Origin of the sequence: Vibrio sp. 10N.286.46.A8 (genome assembly GCF_041470165.1) — a bacterium.
In the GTDB taxonomy this organism is placed as follows: domain Bacteria; phylum Pseudomonadota; class Gammaproteobacteria; order Enterobacterales; family Vibrionaceae; genus Vibrio; species Vibrio tasmaniensis_A.
Genome location: NZ_JBFRLX010000104.1, coordinates 1 through 16,758 on the forward strand (window position 1 = coordinate 1; position 16,758 = coordinate 16,758).

General features: G+C 45.1%; 17 protein-coding genes. 12 read left to right on the forward strand and 5 right to left on the reverse strand.

The window, feature by feature from the left end:
* Positions 1–179 precede the first annotated feature (179 nt).
* From AB4232_RS11715 to AB4232_RS11740, 6 genes are all read left to right on the forward strand, one after another.
* A complete protein-coding gene (locus AB4232_RS11715) occupies positions 180–2,303 on the forward strand; it encodes a TonB-dependent receptor family protein (protein WP_372087164.1) in 2,124 nt (707 codons plus the stop codon).
* A gap of 87 nt (positions 2,304–2,390) precedes the next feature.
* Positions 2,391–3,368, forward strand: coding sequence for a Fe(3+) dicitrate ABC transporter substrate-binding protein FecB (locus tag AB4232_RS11720; protein WP_012600975.1), 978 nt, complete (start codon positions 2,391–2,393; stop codon positions 3,366–3,368).
* Positions 3,365–4,420, forward strand: a complete 1,056-nt coding sequence (locus tag AB4232_RS11725) for a FecCD family ABC transporter permease (RefSeq protein ID WP_372087165.1) — start codon at positions 3,365–3,367, stop codon at positions 4,418–4,420. Before AB4232_RS11720 ends, AB4232_RS11725 begins: the two co-directional genes overlap by 4 nt.
* Entirely contained in the window at positions 4,420–5,391 is a 972-nt protein-coding gene (locus AB4232_RS11730; protein ID WP_029225349.1) for an iron chelate uptake ABC transporter family permease subunit, read from the forward strand. Before AB4232_RS11725 ends, AB4232_RS11730 begins: the two co-directional genes overlap by 1 nt.
* A gap of 2 nt (positions 5,392–5,393) precedes the next feature.
* Complete coding sequence (gene fecE / locus AB4232_RS11735; RefSeq protein ID WP_020477206.1) at positions 5,394–6,158, forward strand: Fe(3+) dicitrate ABC transporter ATP-binding protein FecE; 765 nt, start codon at positions 5,394–5,396, stop codon at positions 6,156–6,158.
* 152 nt (positions 6,159–6,310) lie between these two features.
* Positions 6,311–6,697 carry a hypothetical protein gene (locus tag AB4232_RS11740; protein WP_009844806.1) on the forward strand — a complete coding sequence of 129 codons (387 nt, stop codon included), beginning with the start codon at positions 6,311–6,313 and terminating at the stop codon, positions 6,695–6,697.
* A gap of 105 nt (positions 6,698–6,802) precedes the next feature.
* Here AB4232_RS11740 and AB4232_RS11745 read toward each other — a convergent pair whose 3' ends face one another.
* Positions 6,803–7,735, reverse strand: coding sequence for a LysR family transcriptional regulator (locus tag AB4232_RS11745; RefSeq protein WP_372087166.1), 933 nt, complete (start codon positions 7,733–7,735; stop codon positions 6,803–6,805).
* A gap of 206 nt (positions 7,736–7,941) precedes the next feature.
* Here AB4232_RS11745 and AB4232_RS11750 point away from each other — a divergent pair, with 206 nt between their 5' ends.
* Positions 7,942–8,967, forward strand: a complete 1,026-nt coding sequence (locus AB4232_RS11750; RefSeq protein WP_372065643.1) for a zinc-binding alcohol dehydrogenase family protein — start codon at positions 7,942–7,944, stop codon at positions 8,965–8,967.
* Between the two features lie 151 nt (positions 8,968–9,118).
* Here AB4232_RS11750 and AB4232_RS11755 read toward each other — a convergent pair whose 3' ends face one another.
* On the reverse strand, positions 9,119–9,727 hold the full coding sequence (locus AB4232_RS11755) for a CIA30 family protein (RefSeq protein WP_372087167.1): 609 nt from the start codon (positions 9,725–9,727) through the stop codon (positions 9,119–9,121).
* Between the two features lie 42 nt (positions 9,728–9,769).
* Positions 9,770–10,036, reverse strand: a complete 267-nt coding sequence (locus AB4232_RS11760) for a DUF3081 domain-containing protein (protein ID WP_372087168.1) — start codon at positions 10,034–10,036, stop codon at positions 9,770–9,772.
* A 380-nt stretch (positions 10,037–10,416) separates the two neighbouring features.
* On the opposite strand from AB4232_RS11760, the gene AB4232_RS11765 reads away from it, so the two are divergent.
* On the forward strand, positions 10,417–10,833 hold the full coding sequence (locus AB4232_RS11765) for a VOC family protein (RefSeq protein WP_372087169.1): 417 nt from the start codon (positions 10,417–10,419) through the stop codon (positions 10,831–10,833).
* Positions 10,834–11,047: 214 nt separating this feature from the next.
* Here the strand turns inward: AB4232_RS11765 and AB4232_RS11770 are convergent, their stop codons facing one another.
* Positions 11,048–11,947 carry a DMT family transporter gene (locus AB4232_RS11770; protein WP_371727491.1) on the reverse strand — a complete coding sequence of 300 codons (900 nt, stop codon included), beginning with the start codon at positions 11,945–11,947 and terminating at the stop codon, positions 11,048–11,050.
* Positions 11,948–11,989: 42 nt separating this feature from the next.
* Positions 11,990–12,964 carry a LysR family transcriptional regulator gene (locus tag AB4232_RS11775; protein ID WP_135443940.1) on the reverse strand — a complete coding sequence of 325 codons (975 nt, stop codon included), beginning with the start codon at positions 12,962–12,964 and terminating at the stop codon, positions 11,990–11,992.
* Positions 12,965–13,064: 100 nt separating this feature from the next.
* Here AB4232_RS11775 and AB4232_RS11780 point away from each other — a divergent pair, with 100 nt between their 5' ends.
* From AB4232_RS11780 to AB4232_RS11795, 4 genes are all read left to right on the forward strand, one after another.
* Positions 13,065–14,417, forward strand: a complete 1,353-nt coding sequence (locus tag AB4232_RS11780) for an MATE family efflux transporter (RefSeq protein WP_009844814.1) — start codon at positions 13,065–13,067, stop codon at positions 14,415–14,417.
* A 242-nt stretch (positions 14,418–14,659) separates the two neighbouring features.
* On the forward strand, positions 14,660–14,905 hold the full coding sequence (locus AB4232_RS11785) for a hypothetical protein (protein ID WP_009844815.1): 246 nt from the start codon (positions 14,660–14,662) through the stop codon (positions 14,903–14,905).
* 381 nt (positions 14,906–15,286) lie between these two features.
* Positions 15,287–16,291 carry a response regulator gene (locus AB4232_RS11790; protein ID WP_012600962.1) on the forward strand — a complete coding sequence of 335 codons (1,005 nt, stop codon included), beginning with the start codon at positions 15,287–15,289 and terminating at the stop codon, positions 16,289–16,291.
* Between the two features lies 1 nt (position 16,292).
* Positions 16,293–16,730 carry a PAS domain-containing protein gene (locus AB4232_RS11795; RefSeq protein WP_009844817.1) on the forward strand — a complete coding sequence of 146 codons (438 nt, stop codon included), beginning with the start codon at positions 16,293–16,295 and terminating at the stop codon, positions 16,728–16,730.
* The last annotated feature ends 28 nt before the right edge of the window (positions 16,731–16,758 follow it).

Sequence of the window (16,758 nt, forward strand, 5' to 3'; positions counted from 1 at the left end):
GTTTCTAAGAGCTAGTACGTGACTAAAAGCTATTTCAACTGAAAAAACTATTGATTTGTTCGCTACGAGTGAGTGAGCAGTTGGCCTCATTTTGAGGTCGTTTAGCCCCATGGGTCAAAGCGTTGGTATAACTTAAAAGCACAGCCTTTGACCCTAATTTGCCTACTTAGGAGATTTTCATGCCTTACCAGAATTTGGATGGTAAACCCCACGCGCAACATAAACTGCGCTTGACCGTACTTGCAACAGCCATCGCTTCAGTGACTTCCATGAGTGCATTCGCTGCGTCTGATCCGCAAACGACGACCATGGAAACGGTTGTCGTGACGGGCAGCTTGATCGGTAATTCAGAATTAGAAGATGTGAAAGAGTATCCGGGAGCGCGTACCGTTCTAACTAACGAACAAATTAAAAAGACTGGCGCACTCTCTATTGATTCAGCATTTCAAAGTGTACCGGGCATTAAGGTTCAAGACGAAACGGGCACGGGTGTATTGCCTAACATCTCGGTGCGCGGCTTGAAAGCGAGCCGCAGTGGTCATGCTCAATTTCTAATGGATGGTGTACCACTGACTCTTGCGCCTTATGGTCATACCGGACAATCTATTTTCCCAGCAACGCTATCTATGCTTGACCGAATTGATATCGTACGTGGTGGTGCGGCTGTGCAGTATGGGCCAAACAACGTGGGTGGTGTGATCAACTTGGTGACTAAGCCTATTCCACACCAATGGCAAACGGAAATCAGTAATCGCTTTACGGTATTTGAAGATGGTAATACACCGCTTAATGACTTTTACCTACGCACGGGTGGTTGGTTAACCGATACGCTGGCACTTCAAGTGGAAGGTAACTTCCTAAAAGGTGAAAGTTTCCGCGATCATTCAGATACAGATGTAAAAAACTTCCAAGCGAAGTTGCAATGGTTACTCAGCGATACCCAGGAGCTACAAGCATTCGTTCAGCGTTACGATGCCGACACCCAAATGCCGGGCGCTTTATCGCCAAAAGATTACCAGAAAGATCGTACTCAATCGAAGCGACCATATGACGAATACAAAGGCACATCAACACGTTGGAGCCTGAAGTATTTGCATGATTTGAATATTGCAGATGGCGCAGAGTTAGAGGTTCTGACATTCGGTCACCACTCTGAGCGTTTCTTCCAATGGGGCTTTAATAGCGCAGGCGGTCACTGGGCGGATCCAGCATTACCATCAACAGATATTCGCACCTCACCACGTGAATTCGCTGTTTATGGTGTGGAACCTAAGTTAGCGATGTACTTTGACGGTAATACGGTGACGCAAAACTTGATTGTAGGTGCTCGCTATGTAAATGAAGATATCGATTACAAGCTAACGCAAACGCCAATTGCTGGCGGAGTAACAAAAGTGCCACGTGATTGGAACTTGAATACCGATGCTTTCGCAGGTTACATCAGCAATGAAGTTGGCCTGTTTAACGACGTGCTAAAGGTTACTCCGGGTATTCGTTACGAATCGATTGATATGACCTTTAATGATTTAGGTAAAGTACAGAGTACAGACAACAAAGTGACCGAGTGGTTGCCGGGCTTAACCGTGGCATACCATTTAACTGAGCAATGGGTTGGGTACACCAATGCGCAGAAATCTTTGCGCGCACCACAAATCGCTTACATCCGAGGCAAGGGTGAAGAGGGCAGTGAGCTAGCATGGAACTACGAGTTGGGTGCTCGTTACAATCAAGACTCAACTAGCTTTAATGTCGCGCTCTACCGCATTGACTTTGAAGACCAACTCCAATGGCAAAGCGGAACACAGACCTTTGATAATATTGGTAAAACGCTTCATCAAGGTATTGAGCTCTCAGGTCGTTATGTTCCGCAGGTTATGCAAGCTCTGAGTTTAGGCGCGGGTTATAACTATTTGGATGCGACGATAGAAGCAGAAGGTGCAAACAAAGGTAAGCAACTTCCTTACACATCGGAGCATCAACTTAGCTGGGATGCGACTTATGCGTTTAGCAGGGTAGATACGACCTTATCTGGTTACTATTTCAGTGAGTCTTATTCTGACAATGCCAATACCAGTGTTGAAGATGCAACGGGTGCGAAAGGCAAAGTACCTGCTTACATGGTATGGAACTTAAACCTAGGCTCAGACTTGTATAAGGATGAAAACAGTAAGTTACGTATGAATGTTGCAGTGAACAATTTGTTTGCTGAGGACTACTACTTCCGCGGTATTGATACCAGTCCGGTTGGCCGCTATCCAGCGCCAGGGCGTTCATACACTTTGGATCTGAACTATCAGTTCTAATCGGTAATTGATTAAAAATAATAACGAATATAAGTCGCCAATATTATTGGCGACTTTCACGGTTCTAGTGTTTAAGGAAAAGTAAATATGGAAAACAGCTCTCGACTTTTATTTTCGAACCAATGGCTGCTGCCGAACGGACTGCTGTCATTCAAAAGGCATTTTTTATTCAGCAGGATAGCGATAACCTTAGCTTTGTTGGCTTTAAGCTTGTTCTCATTCTCCAGTTCAGCAAAAACGAGGATCATTCAAGATGAGCAAGGTCAGTTTGAGATAGCGACTACCCCGCAACGCGTTGTGGTGTTGGAGTTCTCATTTGTCGATGCGTTAGCTGCGGTAGGCGTGTCTCCGGTTGGTGTTGCCGATGACAATGATGCTTCGAGAGTGATTCCGGCGGTGCGTGAATTAGTGCAACCATGGGAATCGGTTGGGATGCGTTCGCAGCCTAGTCTAGAAGCCATTGCGGTATTAAAGCCCGACCTGATCATTGCCGATGCAGAGCGTCATCGTACGGTTTATCAAGATCTACAGCGAATCGCACCAACTCTGCTGCTCAAAAGCCGTGGAGAGACTTATCAAGAGAATTTGGAATCTGCGCTTAAGGTTGGTATCGCCCTCGATAAGCAATCAGCAATGGAACAAAGAATTCACCAACATCAACAAGCCATGGTGGAATTTAAAAGTCATTTTTCACTCAAACAAACTGTCCAATTTGCTGTCGTGTCGGAAAAAGGAATGTGGCTACATAGCCCTGCTTCGTATGCCGGAGGTGTACTCACCACATTAGGTATTGCTAGCCCAATAGTGGATCCGACAGACAAGGCGTACTTACCAACCAGCTTTGAGTTGTTGTTGAAAACAAATCCTGACTGGTTGCTCCTTGGTGCTTACTCAGATCCAAATATCGTTGATGATTGGCAGAAAAACCCACTGTTTAATGTATTAACATCCGCGAAGAATCAACAAGTGGTGGAAGTGTCACCAGCACTATGGTCATTGAATCGAGGCATGTTGGCCGCAGAACAAATGGCGAAAAATCTAGAGCAGATCTTGGATCGTTCATGAGTTCGATGTTGCTCTCTAGAGGTAAGCGACGTTCGCTTATAGTGTCGTGGCTTACGGTATTAGTGTCGTGGCGAGTCACGTTATTTACGGCTTTAGTGTCGTGTTTGGCGATGTCTGGTTACGTGGCCTCGATGCTAGGTTGGTCGAATTTCTCCCTAACATTGAGTGACTTAGTTCACTATTTGTTTGCGTTTGATGAGAGCAATATGACTCATCAAATATTGGCGACACTTAGAGCTCCAAGGGCTCACGCTGGGTTATTGATTGGTGCAAGCTTAGCCGTCGCCGGACTGTTGATGCAGGGATTAACACGTAACCCACTTGCGTCTCCATCAATTTTAGGTATTAACGCTGGCGCAGCCTGTTTTATGGCTTTAGCTGCGATAGGCATACCTGTGGTGAGTGATTTAAACCCGATCCTTAATGCTGTTCTTGGTGCATTGCTAGGCGGTGGTGCTGTGATGCTCCTCGGTGGCTTCTTCTCCGAACGTTCTCATCCGTTACGTTTGGTTTTAGCGGGTATCGCCATTACTGCTTTATTGATTGGGTTAACTCGAGCAGCGTTGATTCTAGCTGATGATATGGCTTATAGCGTGCTGCATTGGCTTACCGGTTCATTGTCTAGCGTGGATGAGGGACAGTGGCAACAGCTTTGGCCGCCAGCAGTGATTGGTTTAGTGTTGGCTGTTAGCCTTGCTCGCAACCTCAACTTATTGGCGCTTGGTGAAGAAGTGGCTGTGGGGTTGGGCAGTAATATCCGGCTTACTCGCCTCATGAGTGGATTGGCTATCGTGTTGCTTGCGGGTGCCAGTGTCGCTATCGCTGGTCCCATAGGTTTTGTTGGATTGTTGGTTCCTCATTTGGTTCGGCCCATGGTTGGGCACAATTACCATCTACTGATTCCTATCTCTGCAATGGCAGGCGCAGCATTAGTGTCTTGGTCAGATGCGTTGTCACGATCGATTGCTTTCCCGACTGAAACGCCCGTTGGTGTTATTACAGCCCTACTTGGGACACCTTGTTTTATTTTGATTGCGACGAGGAGATCTTAATGCACCATCACACTAAGATAGTTTTGTTATCAGGGATTCTCATATTAGTGGCATCTGCGGGCTTGTTCGTCGGTGCTGCGTCACTTTCTATTCCTCAAGTCATCGAACATTTGGTCGCCTTTTCCAGTGACGACTTTGTTATCCATCAGTATCGGCTACCACGTATGTTACTCGCGATAAGCGTGGGCGCAGGGTTGGGGCTATCCGGCGTATTAGTGCAAGGTGTGATACGTAACCCGTTAGCATCGCCTGATCTTATGGGCATTAGCGCCGGGGCAGGGCTTGCTGCGACTGCGAGTTTAGTGTGGTTCCCTAATGCGGCAGTTAGCGTACTGCCTGTGGTGGCGATGTTCGGTGGGGTATTGGCTGCTGGGCTGATTGCGCTATTGGCATGGTGGTCAAGGCCAACACCCGCCAAGTTGGCCTTGATTGGTATTGCAGTGAGTGCGTTTCTGGCGAGTTGCATCGACTTCTTGCTTGTCACTAACCCCATCGAGATCAACACGGCGATGGTATGGCTAACTGGCAGCCTTTGGGGGCGAAATTGGCAGCAAGTTCCCTTTATTTGGGGAGCATTGCTCTTGTTGTTGCCAATGGCATTTTGGCTTGCTTGGCGATTGGATGTGATGGGGCTTGGTGAGGAAAGTGCCACCACATTGGGTACTAAGCCAAAACAGATACAAGCTCTTGCGCTATTGGCCGCTGTGTTGCTTGCCAGCGTCAGCGTTTCAGTGGCTGGAACGATCAGTTTTGTGGGTTTATTAGCACCTCACTTAGCGCGCTTGTTGTTTGGGCATAATCATAAGTTGTTAATCCCGGCGTCTGCTCTGGTGGGCGCGATTTTGGTTACTTGTGCCGACGGCTTGGCAAGAGGTCTACAACCACCGATTGAATTACCTGCAGGGGTACTTACTTCTGTCATTGGCGCGCCTTATTTCATCTTTCTTCTCTATCGCTATCGAGGTTGGTAACCATGCTAAAAACGCAGAATCTTTCCGTCGCGTACGGCAAACAAACGATCATACCGAACCTTTCGGTGTCCATCCCAAAGGGAAAAATCACAGCCTTAATTGGACCCAATGGATGTGGTAAATCTACCTTGTTAAAGACGTTAGTCAGGATCAATAAGCCGGTGACAGGAGAAGTGTTATTTGAAGACAAACCGTTGTCGAGCTATGGCGATAAAGTGCTCGCGCGTTCGTTGTCGCTTCTGCCGCAAATATTGGTCAGCCCTGAAGGCATTTCGGTCAGAAAACTGGTTGAATATGGCCGTTCTCCTTATGTGTCCCATTGGGGAAGGTTAGGGCAAGAAGACCAAGCTATTGTCGAACAAGCAATGCGTGATACCGGCGTACTTGAGTTTGCTGATAAACCGATTGAGTCACTGTCGGGTGGGCAGCGTCAAAGAGCATGGATAGCGATGATAATAGCGCAAGACACAGATGTCGTGATGTTGGATGAACCGACCACTTATCTTGATATGTCTCACCAAGTTGAATTAATGAACTTGATGCAGCAGATGAATGACAAGGGAAAAACGGTGGTGGTTGTGCTCCATGATCTGAACCAAGCGAGCCGTTACTGCGATCATTTGATCGTTTTAGAAAGAGGTGGTTTAGTGGCTGAAGGCACCCCCGATGAGGTGATGACCGAGACATTGCTGAATGATGTTTTTGATCTCAAAGCGAGCGTATTTCGTGACCCTATATCCAATACGCCGATGTGTGTGGCGATTTAAGCAAATAGCCGATGATTAAAGTTGTCAGTATGGCTTGCTGTGCATCCGGTTAAAATAATCAGAGCGAATCAATTTTTGGTGTTGATTGAGATAGTATTTTGCTATAAAACGCGCATAATCTCGCTATACAACACTTAAAGAAGAAATTACCTATGACGACCTTTCAATACTACTTTCACCAACTGCCTTGCTTCGACTGTAAAAAAACGACAGTAAGTACTGATCTTGGTTGGTTAACGCCTGCGATGAAAGATACTGCTCTAGAGCAAGTGACAAAGACACTTGCGGAAGGTGAAGTTACGCCTGATCTTTCAGCAAATGTGGTTTGTACCAAAGACGAAGCTCGCGAGTATCTATTACTGAATTTCTTCGGTTATTCAGAAGAAGAGTTAGCGAGCGGAATTGAAGCTGATGATGAGCAAGAAGTCGCGGATGAAATTGCAGAACTTCTAGAAGAAGGCCAAGATACAATCACCTTCGAACATGAAATTGCTCTTCAGTGCTGTGCTGATTGCGATGTTGAAGAAGAGTCAAACTAAGCACTCGTATTAAAGTACATTTATTCATTAATACGGTGTGATGTTCAAATGAAGAAAGGCGTTAGCGGATTGAAGTCCGCTAGCGCCTTTTTTATCTCTAGATCGCTAAGACTTTTGAGTATCTATAATGCTTTGTTTGCTCAGTTGAGAAAGGATCTCTGCGGTTTTCTCGCGGAATAAATCTCTTAATAAGCGAACCGTTGGTGTGATGGATTGACGACTAGGGCAGACTAACCACAACTCGGTTGGTGTTGGTTTAAATTCAGGCATAACTTTAACCACTTCGCCCGAAAGCAAATGTTTCGACATATCTAAACAAGACTTTATCGCCACGCCTTTACCGGCAACACACCAACGTCTAACAAGGTCAGCATCGTTCGATGCACGATTCCCTTTCAGCTTCACTTTGTGATCCTGCTTACCATCGTTAAACACCCATTCGTCTTGCAACATATCATGCAGCTGATAAAGCAAACCATTATGTTGAGCTAAGTCACTCGGGTGTTTTGGTGTTCCCATTTCAGCCAAATATTCAGGAGCCGCACACAATATTCTCGGCACATCGCAGATCTTGAAACCATACATGTTGGCGTCAGTAGGGGAGCCATAGCGAAGCGCCATATCAACGGAGTCACGGTAAAAATCGATATTACTGTCACTGATGCTCGTTCTAAGTGATGCTTTAGGGTATTCAAGCAAGAACTCATCTAACCAAGGTGTGATGAGGTTGCGGCCTAGATCCGATGAAAGCGCAATGCGGATTTCTCCATCGAGAATACCAAGCTCTTCGCGCATGCTGAGCTTGGCTTGCTCTAATATTTTCAAGGCCTGTTCACACTCAGGTAAATAGCGTTCGCCTGCTGAAGAGAGCCTTAAATGGCGAGTGGTTCTTACAAACAGTTCAGCGCCTAGTGCGGCTTCAACTCGTTTGACGGCAGCACTCGCGGTAGCAGTACGCATGTCTAGGTTGGTGGCTGCTGCGGTGATGCTGCGAAACTCCGCCACTTTTAAAATGACCTGTAAGTCTTCAAGAAGCATCTTATCTACCTGTGTTTGATAATGTTCTAAACATTGTATTGAAATCTTTGCTAATCACAAAGCGGGTTAACCCTTATTTACCTCTTCTAAGCTAACTTTATACGCTTAATTATCAAAATATATTTGAAAATCATTCAAATGTTAGACGGTTTATCTAGAGTGAGAATTGACTAAGATTAACTCGTCTAATTCAAGGAGAAAGCACAATGTCAGTACCATCAAAAATGAAAGCTATTGGATTTACTCAGTCATTTGCGATTACAGAGCAAGACAGTTTATTTGAGTTTGAAACGAGTCTGCCAGAACTAAAAAATAATGACTTGCTGGTAAAAGTGAGCGCGACTGCTATCAACCCTGCTGACGCAAAAATTCGTATTCGTAGTGCTAAGGATAAAACACTCGAACAACCTAAAGTGCTGGGCTATGACGCAGTCGGTGAAGTTGTCGGTAAAGGTACAGACGTTGAAGGTTTTGAATTAGGTGACCGTGTTTACTACGCTGGTGACGTCACTCGCATGGGAGCTAACGCGGAATACCAAGCCGTTGATTACCGTATTGCGGCGAAAGCACCAAAGAGCCTTTCTGATGAAGCTGCTGCTGTGATGCCGCTAGCGACACTCACTGCGTGGGAAGCGTTGTTTGACCGCTTGCGTGTTCGTCCTGAAGAGCAAAAGTCGATTCTGATTATTGGTGGCGCTGGTGGCGTAGGTTCAATCACTATTCAATTGGCGAGCCAACTGACTAACCTGACTGTCATTGCGACGGCTTCAAGACCTGAAACCGAGCAGTGGGTAAGGGATATGGGTGCAGACCATGTGGTGAATCACCGTAACTTGGTTGAGTCTGTACGTGAGCAAGGCATCCAGCATGTCGATTACATTTTTAATGTTGCGGATACTAAAGGGCACTGGGAATCGATGGTGGAGCTGATTGCACCACAAGGCATGATCAGTTCGATTGTGGAGTTCGATGGTGGAATTGATCTGTCGGCGCTTCAAGGTAAGTCTGTAGGTTTTGTGTGGGAGCTGATGTTTACCCGTTCACTGTTCAACACAGACGATATCCAGAAGCAACAGGACATCTTATTCCAAGCTGCGAACTTGATTGATGCAGGCCGCATTAAATCGACACTAACGACGACGTTGAATGGTTTTAGTGTTGAGACTCTGAAAGATGCGCACCAACGTATTGAAAGCAGCGCTTCGATTGGTAAAACAGCCATCAAATATTAACAGTTAATGATCTAGATCTTTGACGGTTTGAAGCATTGATCTTTTGAACACTTGAATAGAAAGCCCCTGATATCTATCGCGAATCGGTAAGATATCAGGGGCTTTTGTTCGTCTGTGGTTTATTCAGGCTTTACCTTATTCCAACAAAGCGTTACTCCGTTTCTTGCGAGGTTTTGAATTGAATCTGAAGTAGGTTTAGCTCGAAGGGCAGAGGCTGTTTGTCCGCAATCAAAAAGCCGATCTGTTTAATGTGTTGAGCTTTAAGCGCCGGAGCTCCGTTGAGTAACCGACCTCTAAACACCGCTTGAAAGTCCTTTAGTCGGAAGGCTTTCTTGAGTTGTTCACCTTTAATTGTCTCAAAGTTGTGCTTGTAGTTGGTCCTGTTTCCATCTATCCACGTTGTGAACCTTAATTGGTAAGTACGACCATCACCCACAAACGTCAAATCTAAGCTGTCCGTTTCAGAGCTTAGTGTTTTAACAGAGCGATTGATTGAACTGAAGCCACCATTGTTCTCTAACGATAGTTCGCCCTTAAATTGACTCGTCTCGCCATCATGAATAAGACCGCCTGTTGAGATGCCGCCCATCACATTGTCGTTGGTCGCTGTCCAATTCTTCTGTTCGTTCGCTTGTGTAAAATCAATCATATCTATTCCTGCTACAGATACTTGAGACCATAAAAAAGAAAGGCTGAGTATTAGGCACAAAGAAGCGATTCGTTTAGGCAGTAAGTGCGTTTTAAAGTCAGTTTCGTGCATGATTTTCTCCACTAGTTGTTAGGGCGTGTTGACCTTTCGTACTTATGGAGAAGGCTCTGTAGCAAGCATAGTCAGACAATGGTTGATGAAGTCTTCATAATTCGACGTTTTGTCGTATTCGATTTTTAATGAACCGTGGAACATCAGGGTTACCGTAACGTCTCTGTAGCTTAGCCAACAGGTGTAACCGTCGTAATCATGCCAAGCCGTCATTTCGCCTACTTGATATTTGTTGTCCAGCTGTTCGCCCGTTGAACGAAGGTAATCGAACACTCTGAGAAATTCTTTGATGGTAATTCTGCTGTCCATGTATCACTCCCGCTACGCAGTCGACTAAAAAATGCTAAGTGCTTGTATTCCAATTAACTACGGTTTGGTTCTGCATTGCGATCACTGAGGGGAGGCCTGTATACAACATCCATTTCATCGGTTCACTTTGTGGGAGGTGTGGTTTGGAGAGAACACCTCCCATAAAGTCACTGTCATTAAGTACAAAGAACATAATACGAGGCAAGAGAGTTACATTGGATTAGGTCGTCTAAACTTACAGTTTGTATGTAGTCAAAGCAGAACAACTTGGACTCTAAAGACGTTCTCGAAAATAAACGTAAATTAGTTCTTTACCTCAACTTAACTTGAGGTATTAGGATATGCAACGTTGCTTAAGAGAATACTTTAAGGAGAGAAGAATGATCCAACTTGAACATGTAAATTTAGTGGTTAAAGATATCCCAGAGATGCTGAATTTCTATAAAGCAGCTTTCCCTCACTGGTATGTGCGTGATGAAGGGCAAGGCGAATGGTCTGGCAAGCCACGTAACTGGCTACATTTTGGTGATGAATACCAATACATCGCATTGAGCGATCACGGCGAAGGAGAAAACAGATATTTGGCTGGGCATTCTGTCGGTCTCGCGCATTTTGCTTATGTAACCAACAATATCGAGAGCGTGATTGAGCGCCTTATTGATGCGGGTTTCCCTATTGCCAAACCTGGGGCTGAAGAACCTTATCGCAAAAACGTTTACTTTGTTGATCCTGCGGGCTTTGAAATCGAATTTGTAGAGTACTTGAGTGATGATCCCAAGCTGCGCAATGCCACGTAGTAGAACTCGTAATCGAGTTGGTGTACTAGAGCAAGATTGTTCGAAATAAAACGTCTAAGAAAGGGTGCTAGGAAGACTCACAGAAAAGGGCATTGTGGAATATTCCGCAATGCCCTTTTTATATCTATTAGCTGATTGGCTAACTGATCTTTACTCTGTTGGTTGCTTGGTTGCTTGGTTGCTTGGTCGCTTAGTCGCTTAGTCGCTTAGTTGGTTACTTAGCCTTGAATGGCACTAACAACTGTTTGCCAAACACGTTAATGAGTGCGCCCGTGACAATTAGACCACCACCTAGGTAAGTCCAAACGGATGGAATCTCATTGAAGATCCACACGCCTAACAGCGCTGAGAATACGATTTGAACGTATGAGTAAGCTGAAGCTTTACCGGCAGCTTGAGTTTGCATCGCCTTGGTTAAACCGTATTGGCCTATCTGAGTGAAAATCCCGACCAGAACCAACATAATGGTTAAGAATAAGCTTGGCCATACAAAGTCGTTCCAGATCAGGGCTGTTGAGATTGGAAGAGCAACCAGCGGGAAATAGAAGATGATCACTGAGCTATCTTCAGTTTGGCTAAGCTTTCTCACAATTACATAAGCAATTGAGCTACCAAACGCGCCCAATAACGCCACCATAATGCTGAACATGGGTAACTCGCTGTTTACGCCGCTGTTCATGCTTGGTTGTACCATCACCAGCAATCCCGCGAGGCAGAATGCAATGCAGATCATGGTCGACTTTTGCACGCGCTCTTTTAAGAACAACACGCCAAGCAACGCGGTAAACACGGGGTGTACGTATTGTAGAATGGTCGCTTCTGCTAGTGGCAAGGTGGTGACGGCGTAGTAAACACACATTAACGCCGCAGTACCGACAGCACCACGCACAAACAAGAGTGGTTTGTTATTACCCCAGATCGAAATGCCTTTTCGTTTCACATCGATATAGCTGATGATCAAAGAGACCAAAGCCCTTGCTGCAACAATTTCAAATACAGGTATACCGTAGTTGCTGATGTATTTCACACAAGCAGACATCAGTGCGAACCCAAAAGCGGAGAGGATCATGAACCTAACCCCAACAGGGATCATTGAAACAGAGAAAGAAGGCATAAAAATATCAATCGGGTGAGGGAAGGGGAATCATAGCTTAATTTAAGAGAGTCGACCAAAGCCTTTGTCTTGCTCTATTACACCAAACCACTGATATTGCTGTGCGAGTGATTTCAGCAACTCGATCTCTTTTGCTGTCTCTTCCCTCAGCCATTCAATAAGGTCATTGATGATAGGTGTGTGTGTACGCTGGTGCATGAAGTAAGTCCAAGCACTGTGCTGAATCTTTGCATCCTTAGGGCAGTACAAGAAGCCCCGTTGTAGATCCTGCAAAACCAACAGCAAATCCGTCACCGTGACGCCTTCACCTGACAAGCAGGCACTGAGTGCCATATCCAAAGACAAGAAGCTGGTATTTCTAACGGGCTTTTTCGGCGGGGACTCGACATCAGCCAGCCACACTTTCCAGTCGTGATGATCTAAGGTTGGGTGGAGCCTTGGTAAGGTTAAGATCGAATCGAGGTCAGTATCTTTGTTCGTTAAAGTAGTCGAACAGACCGGCGCCATAAACTCTTCACGTAAGAAGGTGATGTTAGGTGCCTTGTCATAGCGTTTTTTGAAGCGTGTATGGAAGATCAGTAGGTCATATTCGCTGCTGTTGATCGATTCGTCTTCCTCAATCACAGGCACAATGACGATTTCATAATCTTGATAACGCTCGTTTAATTCCCGGACTTTAGAGATCAATACGCGCGTCGCGAAACTCAAGGTCGCTTTGATCACAATACGTTTCTGCTTTGGCTCGCCCCAAGAAGCAATAACCGTTTCGACATTGGCATAGCTTTCACGTAAAGCCACGTACAAATCGTGACCATGTTCTGTTAATTCAATCGCTCGATGCTTACGAATAACCAATGATGCGTTTAACTCATCTTCAAGCTGTTTAATCTGACGGCTGATCGCACTTTGTGTCACATGCAGTTCATCGGCGGCCAGAGTAAAGCTCATCAGTCTTGCTGCTGCTTCGAAGGCTTTTAAGCCATTATGGGATGATGGCAAGCTAGGATATGGGGTCATAATTCGTTCGCATGAGTTTATGGAATGTTAGAGTCGCAAATTTATCAATTGAACGCCAGCTTCATCGATCGTATTTTGGGCGAAATTACCTGAGGCGCTCATGAAAAAAATACTCACACTCGCATTCCCTTTGATCATTTCACAGCTGATCTCTATGGCGTTAGTCCTTACTGATGTTTGGATGATGTCGCGTATCAGTGTGTCAGCCCTTGCGGCTGGTGGCCTAGGCGCCTCTATCTACTTTTTCATCTTTATTATTGCGAGCAGCACCGTGGGTTGTGTCGCGAACTTGATTGCGATCGCTTACGGTCAGCGAGTGGCTCGTCCTGAGTTTGGTAACACACAAATTAGATTAGCCGTTAAAGGCGCAACAATGTTGGCATTTGTGTTGAGTGTGACCTTAATGGCCAGCTTTTGGTTTGCTCCGTTGGTATTAGAGGCAGCAAAACAGCCCCAAGAAGTGATTACTTTAGCAATGGAATATGTGCATGCCTTGAAATGGGTGATGCTGCCTTCGCTTATTTTGTTGGTACTGCGTGGATTAACCAGTGCGTTTGGTAATGTGCGCTCTATTCTGGTGATGTCTATCATCACCGTAATTCTGAATGTGCCAGTGAGCTACTTCTTAACTTTCCAATTAGACATGGGTTTAACCGGTTTAGGGCTAGGTACGGCTATCGCGGCCTTTATCGTGATGCTTGGATACACGGTTTGGGTATTCAAGCGTGACGAGTTTAAGCAGTTCGCCCCTTGGTTAAACACAGAAGAGTATTCAATCAAATTAATGAGCCCTTTATTGATGATGGGTTTGCCTATTGGGCTCGCTGCATTACTTGAACATGGCTTGATATACGGCGGAACTCTGATGGCGGGGACGATCAGTATTGCTTCTCTAGCACTGCACCAAATCCTACTGCAATGCTTAAGCTTTACTTGGAACTTCAATTTCGGTTTCTCACAAGCTGCGGCGATTTTGGTTGGCCGTGATTTCGGTGCGGGTAACTACGAAGGCATCAAAAGAACCTCGATTCTAAGCTTTATATTGGTGTCGGTGTTGAGCGTAGCCTTATCTGCCGTGTTCATCATCTGGCCAGAAATGATCGCGTCTATCTTCAAGTTAGACGATGGTACGGGCGCAATGACTTCGCTATTGGCCTCTGTTATTTGGGTGGTTGCGTTGTGCTTTATTGTAGACGCTTGGCAGTTATTGGCGATTAACCTGTTGAGAGGGATGAAGATTGTCTCAATGCCAACCGTAATGACAGCCATTGGTTACTGGGTATTTGGTTTGCCAGCGGCTTGGTATTTGATGTCTAAGTTTGAATTGGCAGGGATCTGGGGCGGAATCGGTGTTGGTTTAGGTGTGACAGGTATTCTGCTGCTTATCCAGCTGATGCGTGTCATTCAAAAGAACAGTAAGTCTCCGGATCTCTCGACTCATGCTTATTCGTGATCTGCTTGTGATGCTCGCCTTTACCATGAAACCTTTAACGATGAACTTTGTAATACTGACCAAGAACTATCAATGACCAGTTACCAGTTTCTAATTACCAACAATGGGCTATAAGCTATAAGCTAAAAGCTAAAAGCCCTGAATTGCGTACTTCGTAATTTAGACCTTGGTCTTACAGAAACCGTAAGCAAAGGTGGCTAGAATGATTTAAGTCGCTCATCGTTTTATCAAGGAAAATGCAAATGGAAGTTGGATTGTTTTGGGCTGAGAAAGGAATGCTAGTACTTGGCGCTCTGTTTGTTTTGACGAGCATGATGCAGTACGGAAGACGCAGTAGTGATTGGAAAGGCGTGATTACGATGTTTTATAAGCGTATCCCAATGAATATTGCGGAATACAAATGGTACCGTCTGGGCATCGCTTTACTGGTGTTTGCTGTGGTTATTCGTTTCGCATTACTGATTCTATGGCCTACATATCAGTTTTAGCTCCCTTGTACTCATTATGTAAAACGGATAAAAACGTCAACCTGATAAACGCGTAGTAGGCGGTCAACACGTATAGGTGTTCAACATGTATGGCTGTTGCGTGAATCGGCAAGTCGAGCCTTAATAGGCTACTTATTAAGGCTGTTATTCTATAAATTATCGCAGTCATTTCATAAAATAGTGCAATTACTTTATAAAATGGCTTGTTACTATCTCTGTAGCATATTGTTTTTCATAAAGAATAATCAGAGATAATCGAATATCCGCTTTTCCCATCAATCTGACTAATAATCTACATATAAATTCATTCACCCCGTACCTGATACGATAATGATCTGTTACACTCCTCGAAATTAGCTTTAATTTGTCGGTGGTGCATTTATGTCGTTCCCAGTTCTTATATGTGATGATTCTGCATTAGCAAGGAAGCAGATGGCTCGATCACTGCCTAGTTCTCTAAATGCAGATATAACTTTTGCTGTTCATGGGCTTAATGCACTTGAAGAGTTAGCTCAAAACCAGTTTAAACTGATGTTCCTCGACTTGACCATGCCTGAGCTAGATGGCTATGGCACATTGGAAGAGATGCAACGCTTAGGTGATAACACACCTGTTGTCGTTGTTTCCGGTGACATCCAGCCAAAAGCGCAGCAGAGGGTCATGGACCTTGGTGCTAAAGCGTTTTTACAAAAACCGATCGATAAAGAAGCGTTAAAAGGCATTTTACGTGAACTTGTTGAGCCGCCAACGCAGCCTCAGGTGGTTACCCCTACCGCTTTAGATCTCCCAATACTACGCAGACGCGATATCTACATGGAAGTGGCGAACGTAGCAATCGGCCGCGCCGCCGATGCACTGGCGCGCCATTTTGATGTATTTGTCCATTTACCACTACCGAACGTGAATATTTTGGAAGTGAGTGAATTGCACATGGCACTTCGCGACTTAGCAGACAACGACCAAGTGTCGGGTGTTTGCCAAGGCTTTAGCGGAGAAGGTATTGCAGGTGAAGCGTTAGTCTTGCTGAGTGATTCCAGTGTGAGCGATCTTAAAAAGCTCATGAAGGTGCCAACAGAAAGCGAACAGTTAGAAGAATTAGAGCTGTTGATGGATGTGTCTAATATCCTTGTGGGTTCATTCCTGAATGGGTTAGGTGAGCAGTCAGAAGTTCGTTTCTTCCAGAGCTCTCCTGTGTTGCTTGGTCAACACATCTCAATCGATTCCGTTATTGAAAATACCGGCGGCTCATTCAAGAAAACGATGACTTTCGAAGTCAGCTATAACATAGACGGCACTTCAATCCGTTGTGACCTTCTATTCATGTTTGTTGATGAATCTTTGCCACTTCTAGATAATAAATTGGCCTACCTAATGGAGGAGTTTTAATATGTTGAATCTTCCTGCTGAATTTGAACAGTTCCACTGGATGGTGGACATGGTTCAGAACGTCGATATGGGGCTGGTGGTTATTAATCGCGATTTTGAGGTGCAAGTTTGGAATGGCTTCATGACTCACCATAGCGGTAAGCAATCACATGATGCTATCGGTAAGTCGATCTTTGAGTTATTCCCTGAAATCCCAGAAGAGTGGTTTAGGCTGAAAACCAAGCCAGTCTATGATTTAGGTTGTCGCAGCTTTATTACATGGCCACAAAGACCTTACCTGTTCAAGTGCCGCAATGTTCGCCCTGTTACTCAACAAGCTGATTTCATGTACCAGAACGTGACGCTAAACCCGATGCGTTCGCCTACTGGACAAATCACGTCATTGTTCTTATCGATTCAAGATGCGACGGCAGAAGCGTTAAGCGCTCAAAAGAATTAACACCTGTCTTAATTCGATACTCAATAGC